The 12,943-nt window shown below is 47.5% G+C and carries 8 protein-coding genes; all 8 read left to right on the forward strand.

Features of this window, described 5'->3' with window-relative positions; genetic code table 11:
• Positions 1-31 precede the first annotated feature (31 nt).
• The 8 genes from CA948_RS14920 to CA948_RS14955 are packed head-to-tail and all read left to right on the forward strand — an operon-like array spanning position 32 to position 12,939.
• The gene (locus tag CA948_RS14920) at positions 32-820 is read left to right on the forward strand and encodes an ABC transporter permease (RefSeq protein ID WP_108728405.1); all 789 of its coding nucleotides are present in this window, start codon (positions 32-34) and stop codon (positions 818-820) included.
• The gene (locus CA948_RS14925; protein ID WP_108728406.1) at positions 817-1,479 is read left to right on the forward strand and encodes an ABC transporter ATP-binding protein; all 663 of its coding nucleotides are present in this window, start codon (positions 817-819) and stop codon (positions 1,477-1,479) included. Before CA948_RS14920 ends, CA948_RS14925 begins: the two co-directional genes overlap by 4 nt.
• A complete protein-coding gene (locus tag CA948_RS14930) occupies positions 1,476-2,666 on the forward strand; it encodes a KpsE/RkpR family capsule polysaccharide export protein (RefSeq protein ID WP_203226723.1) in 1,191 nt (396 codons plus the stop codon). Before CA948_RS14925 ends, CA948_RS14930 begins: the two co-directional genes overlap by 4 nt.
• A 25-nt stretch (positions 2,667-2,691) precedes the next feature.
• Entirely contained in the window at positions 2,692-5,409 is a 2,718-nt protein-coding gene (locus CA948_RS14935) for a coiled-coil domain-containing protein (RefSeq protein WP_108728407.1), read from the forward strand.
• Between the two features lie 4 nt (positions 5,410-5,413).
• Positions 5,414-6,535, forward strand: a complete 1,122-nt coding sequence (gene wecB / locus CA948_RS14940; protein WP_108728408.1) for a non-hydrolyzing UDP-N-acetylglucosamine 2-epimerase — start codon at positions 5,414-5,416, stop codon at positions 6,533-6,535.
• 14 nt (positions 6,536-6,549) lie between these two features.
• Positions 6,550-7,815: a UDP-N-acetyl-D-mannosamine dehydrogenase gene (gene wecC, locus CA948_RS14945; RefSeq protein WP_108728409.1), complete on the forward strand. Its 1,266-nt coding sequence runs from the start codon at positions 6,550-6,552 to the stop codon at positions 7,813-7,815.
• 26 nt (positions 7,816-7,841) lie between these two features.
• Complete coding sequence (locus tag CA948_RS14950; protein WP_108728410.1) at positions 7,842-11,195, forward strand: glycosyltransferase; 3,354 nt, start codon at positions 7,842-7,844, stop codon at positions 11,193-11,195.
• A 31-nt stretch (positions 11,196-11,226) separates the two neighbouring features.
• Complete coding sequence (locus CA948_RS14955) at positions 11,227-12,939, forward strand: asparagine synthetase B family protein (RefSeq protein WP_108728411.1); 1,713 nt, start codon at positions 11,227-11,229, stop codon at positions 12,937-12,939.
• Positions 12,940-12,943 lie beyond the last annotated feature (4 nt).

The raw sequence follows: 12,943 nt of genomic DNA on the forward strand, positions 1-12,943 counted from the left end.
GTTGAACGCAAAATTTTTAGTCGAGGTCGAGATGAGTAATCAGGTGCGCAGCCCCATGGCCGTCACCTGGTCGGTCTGGCGGGCGCTGCTTTTGCGCGAATCCTTGGACCGTCTGTTTGATATGCGGGCTGCCTGGTTCTGGTTGTTGATGGAGCCGGTGCTGCATATCAGTTTCATCACGTTTATCTTCACCGTGATTCGTTTGCGCACAGTCGGTGGCATTGATGTCACCGTTTGGATTGTGGTGGGGATGCTGGCGTTTTTTATGTTTCGTCGTACGGCGATGCAGGTGATGTATGCCGCAGATAGTAATAAGCCTTTGTTTGCTTACAGGCAGGTGCATCCCTTTGACACGTATGTCGCACGAGGTGTTTTGGAAGCATTTTTGATGACCTTGGTGTCCGCCATTATCTTAGCGGGGGCTGCCTTGCTTGGGCATGACGTACGGCCTGATGACCCCTTGCAGGTTTTGGTGGCGATGTTTGGGTTATGGCTTTTTGGTGTGGGCTATGGCTTGGTGGCCTCTGTCTTGATGGCCTTGGTTCGTGAGACAGAGCACATATTGAAACTCATGATGATGCCGTTGTACTTGATCTCCGGGGTCATCATGCCGATTTCTGCTGTTCCCCAGCCTTATCGGGATCTGCTCTTGTTCAATCCTTTGGTGCATGGACTGGAGTTGGTGCGTAAAGGGTTTGCGAATTACTACCACATGGTGCCTGGCGTCAGCATGGGATACCTGTACCTATGGGGGGTGGTCAGCTTGTTTCTGGGCCTGGTTTTGTATAGACGCTTTACACAGCAGTTGGTGATGAAATGATCGTCGTCAAGGATGTTTATAAGCGCTACAAGACCGCCCATGGTGTGGGCCGTTGGGTGTTGGAAGGGGTCAACCTGACAATCCCACCCAAGGTAAATGTGGGTTTGATTGGCTCTAACGGTGCTGGGAAATCTACGTTGTTGCGCTTGATCGGTGGGGTGGATCACCCCAATAAGGGAACGGTGCAGCGTATGTGCAGGGTGTCGTGGCCCATGGGCAACGGGGGGTTGGAGGGCACCTTGACCGGCCGCCAAAACGCCAAGTTTGTGTGCAGAGTGCATGGTCATCAAGAAGATCTGGCAGATCGGCTGGCTTTTATTAAAGATTTTTCTGAACTGGGTCGAGCTTTTGAGGAACCGGTCTATACCTACTCCTCTGGAATGCGCTCCCGCCTTCAGTTTGCGTTGTCGTTTGCCTTTAATTTCGATGTGTACATCTCGGACGAGGTGACGGCAGCGGGTGATGCGGCATTCCGTAAAAAAGCCGCGGACGCCTTTAAAACCATGACCAATCGCGCGGGCTTGATCATGGTGGCTCACGACAATAAAACCTTAAAACAATTTTGCCAGGCGGGTGTCTGGCTGCATCAAGGACGAGCGCACTGGTTTGACCAGATTGACGATGCGCTCAATGCCTACAAGGATTCGCTTCCAAAATGACAGATACACCTCAAGTCACTACGCAGGCGGCTAGCACCGCTTCTAATCAAGCCGTTTCAAAGAAACCTACCTTTGGAGCTCGCCTGCGTTCGTGGTTTTCATTGCGCTTATTTGATTATGCCGTACGTGTGATTTTGATCCTGGCTGTTTTGACGTCGGCGTACTGGTTGATCTTTGCCTCGAACCGCTATGTGTCCGAGGCTAACGTCATTATCCGAAAGACAGACTCGGTAGGAGCCCCCTCTTTTGACTTAGGGATGTTGGTATCGGGTGTGGCTACTGTTGATCGCGCGAACCAGTTGTTGTTGCGTGATTACTTGCTGTCCGTGGACATGCTTAAAAAGCTCGATCAGTCTTTGGATTTACGTACGCATTACAGCTCCTCGGATCATGATCTGGTGTCGCGGATGTGGTTCCAGGATGCGTCGCTAGAGTGGTTTCACCGTCATTACCTGCGTCGTGTCGAAGTGGAGTTTGATGATTTCTCTGGTGTGTTGCGCATCAAGGTCCAAGCTTATAGCCCCGAGATGGCTCAGGCGATTACGGAGCTGCTGGTTAAGGAAGGCGAGCGTTATATGAACGTCTTGGGCCATGAAATGGCCCAGGTTCAGGTCGATTTCTTGGTTACTCAGGTTGACCAGGCGCAGGAGCGCTTTCAACAAGCGAGCCAGGACTTGCTGAACTACCAGAATGAAGCCGGTTTATTGTCCCCACAAGCCACAGCAGAAAGTATTAATGCGATTGTGGCTGCCTTGGAAGGGCAGCGGGCTCAGTTGCAGACCCAATTGGCCTCTTTGCCCAAGTCATTGGATCGTGACCATCCCAATATTCTGATGCTTAAACAGTCTTTGAAAGCAGTGGACGAGCAAATTAAGCAAGAAAAGCTGAAGTTGGCGACGCCGTCCGGCGGCACGTTGAATGCCTATGTAGAAGAGTTTTATCGCTTGGATATGAATGTGAAGTTCACACAAGAGCTCTACAAATCCTCTTTAACTGCTTTGGAGAAAGGCAGGATTGATGCCACTCGCATGTTGGAGAAAGTGTCTGTGCTGCAGTCCGCCACCTTGCCCGAGTATCCGATGGAGCCGCGTCGTCTGTACAACACCTTGGTGACTTTGCTGTTGGCGCTGATCCTGGCCGGGATTTTGAAGCTGCTCAAGAGCATTGTCTTGGACCATGTGGACTAATAAGAAAGATAGGAAATCCATTTAAATGTCTATGTCACCTGTTGTGCCTTCTGAATTAGGTCATGAGAAACCGGTATCCACGCATGCGCAATGTTTAGAAGAGGAGAACCGGCTGTTGTTTGATCAACTGCAAGTCGTGCAGGAGGAGTTAGGGCGTTTGTATGATCACCCCCAAGCAACTGGGCGTGATTTGAAGCCGACAGTCATTAATGTGGCACCTGTGGACGTGCGGCTTATCGAGATTCAGGCGGAAAGTGTTCGCTTGGAGTGCCTGCTTAAGGTGCAAACCCAGCTACATGACTTAAAGACTCAATATGCTTTAGCTAAACAGCTTGGCGACATTTTGATTGAGGGTGTGCAGTCTACAGGCTCGTTGATCTCGGTGCCGGGGCGTTTGCGTCAGGCTTGGCGTCAAAATCGTCGCACCCAGCCTCCTGCTGCACTGGGTGGGAAATCTTTCGACAAAGTTATTCAGGCGTATCAGCAAGGGGGGGACTCTCAAGTCGAATCCTTGCTGAACCAGGCTTCAGTTTCAAAAAGTGTGCAAGCCAGTGCGTGGACAGCTGTAGCCCGGACTTATATGACGGCTGAACCAACCTTGGTTGCGGCGATGGCGCGCCGGGCCTTTGCGTTGGAGCCACGTGGGTTCCGTCAAAAATGGTTGGCGTTTCGATTGCATGAGTCTGGTGATTTGCTTGAGGCAGAAGCACTCTTGGCGCTCTTACCCGAGGATGTGTCTTTTACTGACTCTGAGGCGCGTCAACGCGATCGTTTGCTGAAGCAGGCGAAAGAGTTTCGTTTAGATCAAGTCCGCTCTGTATCTGATGTTGAGGCGCAGCATGCGGCGGTGCAGCGTCAGTGGGCGGAGCTGGCTGAATCACGCAACGCAATGGTCAGTACTCTTAAACAGCAAGAAATACAGCTGTCTAGCGTGCGCGATGAGGTGCAGCGTCTGAATCAAGAAAAACAAGAGCAACTTGTAGTAGTTGAAGCATTGCGAGCACAGATCCAGCGATTACAGCAGGATCATCAGACAACCCTTCAAGAGCGAAGCCAGCAAGAAGATCAGCAGCGACAGTTCATGCGTCAGGAGCAGGGCAATACGCAGGCTGCACTCAAACAAGTAGCGGATTTGAAGCGTGAGCTGGAGCAAGAAGAACAGTTGAAGTTACAGACGCAACGTGAGTGCGTGGGTTTGCAAGCTGATCTGAAACGGATCAGGCAAGCTCTGGAGGACAAAGAGGCACAAGCAGGGCAATGGTTTGAACAATGTGTCACTGTGCAAGGTGGCTTGGCGGATATGGCCCAGCAATGTGAGCAGCTTAAGGATGAGCTGCAGATGCACCACCGCGAGAAAGAGGAAGCCTTGTCGCAGCTTCAAATTTTGCGTATCGCTCATGATGAGTCACTTGCAATTGCAGAGCAACGTTTGGAGGAGGTTGAGTCCCTGCTGGTGCAGTTAGAAGAATCAGTCGCAGAGTGTGAGGAATTTCGGGTGCAACTGCGGGATGCTCAGGAAGAAAAGGACTCTTTGCTTGTGCAAGTGCAGGAGTTAAGGGAGGCCCGTGATGGATTGGTTGTGCTTGCTGCTCAGCGCTTGGATGAAGTGCATGCGTTGCAATCTCAAGTTCAGGCAATAACGCAGGAACGAGATGAGGCAAGGCAGCAAATCAATGTGGAGCGAACAGACCATAAGTCTTTGCAGGCTCAATTGAGCCAAGCTTTTCAAGTTCGTGATGAGTACATAGCTTTAGCCGCACAGCGTCAGGGGGAGTTGTTGCAGCAAGCTAAAGAGCAACTGAGCTTGGAAAAGAGTAAAGCCGCACTGGAGGCACGCCAACTGGAGTTACAGCAATCATTGTCGGCGCAGACTGCGCGTGAAACAGATCTGCTAGAGCGCTTGAGTGCCCAAGTGCAGTCCTTGGCCGCTCGTGACGCGGCAGTTCCAGGGATACAAGAGGAATTGTTTAAAAAACAATCCGAAGAGCTGCTCCGTGTTCGTCGCCATATTGAAACAGCGGTTAAGAATAATAGTGCTAATGCGGTACGTCAGCTCCAGTCCTTTGTTGGGATGCAAGAGTATTTTGCCACTGGAGTGCTACCTGCATTTAACAGTGAGGCCCACAGTTGGCCAATCTCTGCTGACTTTGCATTATGTTTGATGCGGCAATTGGTGCTTAAACCTTACGACCTTGTTATTGAGTTTGGGTCAGGCATGTCCACCGTTATTGTGGCTAAGACATTGGCGTTGATGGCGGAACGTGGTGATACCCGACAGACCCAGTTCGTGTCTTTTGAGCATTTGGATTCGTATTACGAGCAAACCTTAGCTCATCTTCAACAAGCAGGGTTGGAGCAGGCTGCACAGCTGACACTGGCACCACTCAAGGACTGGCAGTCTGCGGACGGCCAAGTTTATCCATATTACAGCTGCCAAAGCACCTTGGCCAAACTGGCCAAACAAAAGCAAGTTACTCGAAAACGCATTTTGGTGATTGTAGATGGTCCTCCGGCGGCTACGGGCCCTCAAGCTCGATACCCCGCAGGTCCTTTGTTAATGGAGCATTTCCCCAATGTCCATATTGATTTTTTGATGGATGACTATATCCGCGAAGATGAAAAGCAAGTCGCTCAACGTTGGTTGGCAGATATAGAAGCTCAAGGGCTTGCGGGCACATCCACTGCATACAAGTTTGAGAAAGACGCCTGTTTATTAACTGTTCACCCTAAAGGCACAAAGTAATTTTATGAAGATTTTGACTGTATTTGGCACACGACCGGAGGCCATCAAAATGGCTCCGGTGGTTAAGGCATTGGCTGCTGACTCTGCATTTGAAGCGCGCGTGTGTGTCACGGGTCAGCACCGCCAGATGCTGGATCAGGTTCTGGATATTTTTTCCATCAAACCTGATTTTGACTTGAACCTGATGAAGCCAGGTCAGGACCTGTATGACATCACCAGTAATGTGTTGTTGGGTATGCGTGATGTGTACAAGCAATGGCAACCAGACATGATTTTGGTGCATGGTGATACGACCACTACGATGGCTGCAGCGTTGTCAGCTTATTACGCCAAGATCAAGGTCGGTCACGTAGAGGCTGGCCTGCGTACTCACAATAAGTACTCGCCTTGGCCAGAGGAAATGAACCGTCGCCAAGCGGGCGTGTTGGCTGATGTGCACTTTGCTCCCACCGAGCAATCGCAGTCTCATTTATTGCATGAGGGTGTCGATCCCAAGACGGTGCATATTACAGGCAATACCGTCATTGATGCGCTGTTGGATGTAGCAGCGCGCGTACGCCAGGACTCGGAACTGCGTAGCCGTTTTGAGGCTCAGTTCTCTTTTATCAATCCAGCTAAACGCTTGGTTCTGGTGACGGGGCATCGTCGCGAGAACTTTGGTTCCGGCTTTGAAAACATTTGCCTGGCTTTGCGCCAGATTGCCTCCCGTGGCGATGTGCAGGTGGTGTATCCCGTGCACTTGAATCCAAATGTTCAGGAACCAGTACGTCGTATCTTATCCGACGTTTCCGACGTTCATTTGATCGAACCATTGGATTATTTGCCCTTTGTTTACCTAATGGATCGTTGTGATCTTTTGGTCACTGACTCCGGGGGCATTCAAGAAGAAGCGCCTTCTTTGGGCAAACCGGTATTGGTGATGCGAGACACAACCGAGCGTCCTGAAGCCGTGGATGCAGGAACGGTGCGTTTGGTGGGAACAGAAACACACGCCATTGTCAGCGCAGCCACGCAGTTGCTGGATGACGCTGCAGAATATGAGCGTATGGCACGGGCGCACAACCCTTATGGGGACGGCAAAGCCGCCACCCGTATTAGCGAAATTCTAAAAACCTTGATCTCTTGATTCGGAAAACCAGCATGTTTGAAACTTTATCCATGATCGGCCTGGGCTATATTGGCCTGCCTACTGCCACATTATTTGCCTCCCGCCGCAAAAAGGTCATTGGCGTTGATGTGAATGCTTACGCGGTCGATACGATTAATCAGGGCCGGATTCATATTGTTGAACCTGAACTGGATATGCTGGTGCAGGCTGCTGTGCACGGTGGCTATTTGCGCGCTACGCTGACGCCAGAAGCCGCTGACGCGTTTTTGATTGCTGTCCCCACTCCGTTCCTGGAAGGCAACAAACCTGACCTGAGCTATATCGCCGATGCAGCCAAAGCCATTGCTCCCGTGTTGGCCAAAGGCAATCTGGTCATTCTGGAGTCCACTTCCCCGGTGGGTACGACTGAGCAGTTGGCCCAGTGGCTGGCCGAGGCCCGTCCTGATTTGAGTTTCCCTCAGCAAGCAGGCGAGGAAGCTGACATTCAGGTTGCCTATTGCCCAGAGCGTGTTTTGCCAGGTCGTGTCGTTCATGAATTGGTGAGTAACGACCGCGTAATTGGCGGCATGACACAAAAAGCCACCGAGATGGCTACCGAGCTGTACCGGATCTTTGTGGAAGGTGCTTTGGTGCCAACCAATGCCCGTACCGCTGAAATGTGCAAACTGACCGAGAACAGCTTCCGCGATGTCAATATCGCATTTGCCAACGAGCTGTCCCTGATTTGTGATCGCTTGAATATTAATGTGTGGGAACTGATCAGCCTGGCTAACCGTCACCCACGCGTTAATATTTTGCAGCCTGGTGCCGGGGTGGGTGGTCATTGCATCGCTGTGGACCCTTGGTTCATCGTGGACAAAACACCTGAAGAGGCCCGCATTGTTCGCTTGGCTCGCGAGATCAACGACTACAAACCTGAGTGGGTTGTGGAGAAAGTCAAAGCCGCTATTGCCGGAGTGCTGTCGCTGCGTCCTGACGCACGCATGGCAGACATTAAAGTGGCATGCCTGGGCTTGGCCTTTAAACCCGATATTGATGACTTGCGCGAAAGCCCTGCTGTTGGTGTTGCCAAGAAGATCGCCAGCCTGGGATGCAAAGTACACGCCGTAGAACCCAACATCAAAGAATTGCCCGCCAAGCTACAAGGCACTGGAATTGAGCTGTCCGCTCTGGGTAGCGCGCTGGCTGATGCTGACGTCGTCTGCGTTCTTGTCAAACACCGTCCATTCATTGAGCAAGTTGCTGAGATTCGCAAGCATGCTCAGTGTATTGATGTTGTAGGTTTGTTCGCGGAATAAGCGTTAGGAAGGCAGAAAAGGCTGATATGTTGCAATCAAAAGTAAGTAGTGCTGCGCGGGCATTTCGCGATGGAGAGTTTGCACAGGCGATGGCCCTGTACAAAGAGCTGGGTGAGCAGTTGGGGCATCAGTTCTTTGCTGCGAACCTGGCTTTATGCCAGTCTCGTTTAGGTGCGTCCGCAGGCTATGGTGAGCTGGCTAGCTTACCCGTCAAGCAGCTGCGTGTGGCGGGGGTGATGGATGAGTTTACTTTTCACTCCTATGACCCGGAGTGTGAGCTGTTGCAGTTGCACCCTGAGCACTGCATTGAGCAGTTGGAAAGGTTTAAGCCACATATACTTTTTATTGAGTCAGCCTGGCAGGGATTTGAACAGCTCTGGAAGCTGAAGATCAGTACAAATGGCCCGGAAATTAATGCGTGCATTGATTGGTGCAAGCGTAATGGCGTACCAACCTTGTTTTGGAATAAAGAGGATCCTGTGCATTTTGGCACCTTTATCCCCTTGGCCAAGCAAGTGGATTACGTCTTTACGACAGATATTGATTGTGTGCCTAAATATAAAGCCCGTGTTGGCCACGATCATGTCTATTTCCTGCCTTTTGCCGCCCAACCAAAAACGCATAACCCTCTGGAGATTTTTGATCGAAAAGATGCTTTTAATTTTGCGGGTTCGTACTACCTCCGTTATCCAGAGCGTCAGCGTGACTTTGCGGCTCTGATCGGTGCTGTCAAGGGTTTGAGGCCGGTTGATATATATGATCGCAATGCTGATAACCCTCACCCGCATTACACTTTTCCTGACGAATACAAGCCCATGATCTTGGGTAAATTGCCATTTTCGGAGATTGATCGGGCGTATAAAGGTTATCGATATGGCATAAACATGAATACCATCAAGCAGTCACAGACGATGTTTGCTCGACGGGTATTTGAGTTGTTGGCTTCCAATACTGTTGTTGTTTCAAATTTCTCCCGTGGCACTCGCCTGCTTTTTGGGGATCTCGTTGTATCTTCAGATAATCAAGAGCAAATTGCTGAACGTATGCGGCCAATCATTAGTGATGAGCTGCATTATCGTAAGCTGCGTCTTCTAGGTTTACGCAAGGTGATGACTGAGCATACTTATGCTCAGCGTTTAGCCTATATCCAAGCTAAACTGACGGGGAAAAAATTTGCTGTTCATCAGCCTTTAGTTGTTCTACTTGCTGAAGCAAAAAATGGGTCGGAACAGCAGCGGATTCTGGATTCTTTTCAGCGCCAAAATTATAAGAACAAGCAGTTGTACCTCGTTACACCAGAGGGTGTGGCGAATGTTGAGGGTGTTACTTGTTACTCCGTTCTCGAGGATGCCTTCCAAGCCACTATGTCATTGTCGAAAGATGATTTGATAGGTGAAATGCATGCCGATGACTATTATGGAGAGCACTATCTGACGGATTTAGCCTTGGCAAGTACCTATACTACAGCCTCGGCTTTCGGGAAATCAGCTCATTATTGTGCCCGTGATGGTGTCCCCGTCCTGCTAGGGGATTCGCATCAGTACCGAGAAGTAGACATATTGCCTTTACGTGCTGCACTGGTGCGAGGTTCAGCGTGGAAACATCACCAAGTGGCACGTTCCTGGCTGAATCCAGGGCAGGCCAATATCCAGGTTCCTGGAATGCTGGCGATTGACGAGTTCAATTACATCGCTCATGGGTCAGCCCTGTCTGATCAAAGCAGGGCAGTAGCCATGGATCTAATGCTACTAGATCAAGGTGTGTCTTTCTGCAATCATCTGGCAGCTGTTGCGGAGGGGTTGCCAGCATTTTCGCAGGAGGATGCAGACGATAGCAGTAGCCTGCCACAGCTGGGCGCGCAAGAGCTACTGGAGTGGATCCCGTCTAAGGAGGGTGTGACGCTTTCTATTGTTGATGGACAGATACGGTTAGTGTCTACACTTGAACCCGGTCAGCACCTTTATCTGTACTCTAGAAATGCACGAGTTCGTCAGGATCTGAATTTGGTGCTTAATAGCCAGTTTCATCTACATTGTGAGCAATTAATAAATATAAAAACCGTCTTTGAGTTTCAGGACAAACGAGGAAAAAAAATATCCTACCAAATGAATCCGGCAGGGGATAAACATGCACTTGCGATACCTGCGCATTGTACAAAGGTTCGCTTTGGTCTTCGCATTGAGGGGCCTGGTGAAATAACAATAGAAAAGTTGGTGCTAGGTAGTACAGCGGAAAGACCTGCTGCAGTTATTACGAAATCACCTTATTTAGTGCTTGCTAAACAGTACCCAGCATATGACGATCTATATCGTTATGGATTTGTGCATAGCCGTATCCGTGCTTATAAAGAGGCAGGGCAGTTGGTGGATATGTATAAGATTCACAACGGGCCGGCGGAATACAGAGAGTTCGCGAATGTTGATGTTGCAACAGGTGATGCACGTTTGTTAGAAGCAACACTTGCTACTGGACAGGTGAAGCATGTTCTAGTCCATATCATGGATCAGAATATGTGGAAGGTTTTAGAAAAATATGTGGATAAAGTCCAAATTACAGTGTGGGCTCATGGATCAGAAATTCAGTCTTGGTGGCGGCGGGAATTTGAGTTTGAATTAATGAGTGAGTCGGAAATAGCTCGTCAGAAAAAACTTAGTGATAATAGGATGGGTTTCTGGAAGAGGTTGTTCAGTAATCCGCCTGATAATTTCCATGTGGTCTTTGTGTCTTCTTATTTTGCTGAAGAGGTATTTGAGGATTTGAAGGTAAGGCTTCCAAAAGAAAAATACAGCATTATTCATAATCCAATTGATGTCGGGTTATTCAGCTATAGAGAGAAGGATGCTGAACAAAGAAAAAAGGTTTTGTCTATTCGTCCATATGCCTCAAGAAAATATGCAAATGATTTAAGTGTCCAAGCAATATTGAAGCTGTCAAAAGAACCTGTTTTTAATGATCTTGAGTTTAAATTTATTGGGGATGGTGTCTTGTTTGAAGAAACCGTGGCACCGCTTCGTCAATTTTCTAATGTGAATATTGAACGGAAGTTTATTACGCATCATGAAATCGCTCAGATGCACAAGGAGTATGGAGTGTTTTTAACTCCTACTCGTATGGATTCTCAAGGTGTATCTAGGGATGAGGCAATGGCATCTGGCTTGGTCCCAGTGACAACGGCAGTAACTGCTATTCCAGAGTTTGTCGATGACCTAAGTGGTTTTCTTGTAAAGCCTGAAAGTGCAGAGGCGTTGGCTGCGGCAATTCTTCAGTTATATGAAAATCCCGATGAGTTTTGTGAGAAATCAATGGAAGCAGCAAAGAGGGTTAGAAGGCAGTGTGCTTCGGACATAATTGCTAAGTCTGAAATACAGATTTTTAATTAATTTTTAGCAGAATTGAAGCTCATGGTGCTTTATGTTTAACAGACTTGTTGTTTCTTTTGGTTTGGGTCGTTCTGTTAATAGAGAGGAAGCTGATAAGGTTTTGCTCTTTGATGGTGTTGGTTATAAGGAAGGTCGGATTTTTTCGCGGGATTATTATCCTAAAATTTCTAGTGGTTTGGTGCAAGGTGAGTTGGATGGTGAGTGGGTAGCCATTTATCAAGATAAAAATAAAAAAATAGTTTGTACTGATTTTTTTGGTTTTTACCCTATTTTTTATTCTGCTTTTGGTGGGCGGTTTTTCTTATCTAACTCTTATGATTCTTTGTTGTCGTGTATTAGGAAAAATGGTTTTTATCCAAAATTGGATTTAGCGGCTGTTTTTCCAATGCTTGCTTCATCGTATTCTTTTTTTGATCAGGCTTTCTCAGCTAATACTTCTTGTGAACAGATTAAGCGTTTGCTGCCTAATGAGATCATAGAGATTTCTGATGGGGCGTGGAAAATAGTAAAGAAAAATAATCTTACTTCTGCATCTTATCAAGAGTTGATTGAACAGGGCTCTTGGGCTGTAAAGGCTGATCTTCAACGGCTTCAGGAAATTGGTTTTCAGAATACTGAACTCTCCTTGTCAGGAGGTAAGGATTCAAGAGCTGTTTTGTCATTGGGAATTGACTCTATTTCTGATTTGGCAATTAGAACAAATCCGAGATTTGAGGATGGTGGCAGCTTTCAGTCTGATGTTATCGATCGTGATTTTGATATCGCGCTAGATATTGTTTCTCATTATGATCTTCAATGGGCTGGTTCTCGTTCTTTTCTGGTTGAGCCGATTGATTTTAATCAGGCATTGAATCACTATAGGTTTTTTAGGTCTTCTAATTATTTCCGTACTAATTTCAGTAGATACTGCACTTCGACTACCCATAATGGAAATTATGTCGAGTTAGTTGGAGGGTGTGGCGAGGTTTTAAGAGGGTTTTGGGCTGAGTATTTTAAAAAAATTAATTATGGTTCTAAGATTGAGTCAGAAAGATTAAATAAGCGGAAGTGCGGGTATTATGTTTTTTCGGCGCTGGTTAATAAACGGCCGGAGTTGAAGTCTTACTATGAAGACTCCATTTCTTGGTTTATGGACGAAATGGCGGGTATTGAGGGTGAGGATTTTTTTGATTCTATAGATAATCATTATTTTCTTCATAGAAATCGCTATCATTTTGGAAATTATAGAGATTCATGGAGGTCCGGTAAACTTCTTTATTACCCTCTTGGTAGAAAAGAGTTTTTCCAGGCATCAAAAATGATAGGCAGTGATTTAAAATCTCAAGGGAAGGTTGTTTTTGATATTATAGGGAATAATAAAATGGATTTACATAGGTTCCCTTATGAGTCTCCTTTTGGTTTTTCGTACGATACGCCTCCTGATGGTTTGGTGAAGATGTCGGAAAAAATTTCAAAAATAAGAAAAGATGATTTTTTAGAAAAGCTACAATTAAAAAAGGAACTAAATAAAGATATTTATAAGGAGCCTTCTTTTGATTTGAAGAAAAATTTGTCTAAGAAATTTAAAGAAAATATTGAGATCTGTAGATCTGATGATCGTTTAAGTGTTTTTCTGGATGGTTTTTTGGCTGGTTTTGATTCTGATTTGTGGACGGGTAAGGATATAAAGCTATTTACAAAAATTGATTCTCTGTCTCTAGTGGTTGGGGATGAGTCTGTTAATTACTCGATGCTGGATTTATAGCGAA

This window comes from Alcaligenes aquatilis, assembly GCF_003076515.1.
Taxonomy (GTDB): domain Bacteria; phylum Pseudomonadota; class Gammaproteobacteria; order Burkholderiales; family Burkholderiaceae_B; genus Alcaligenes; species Alcaligenes aquatilis.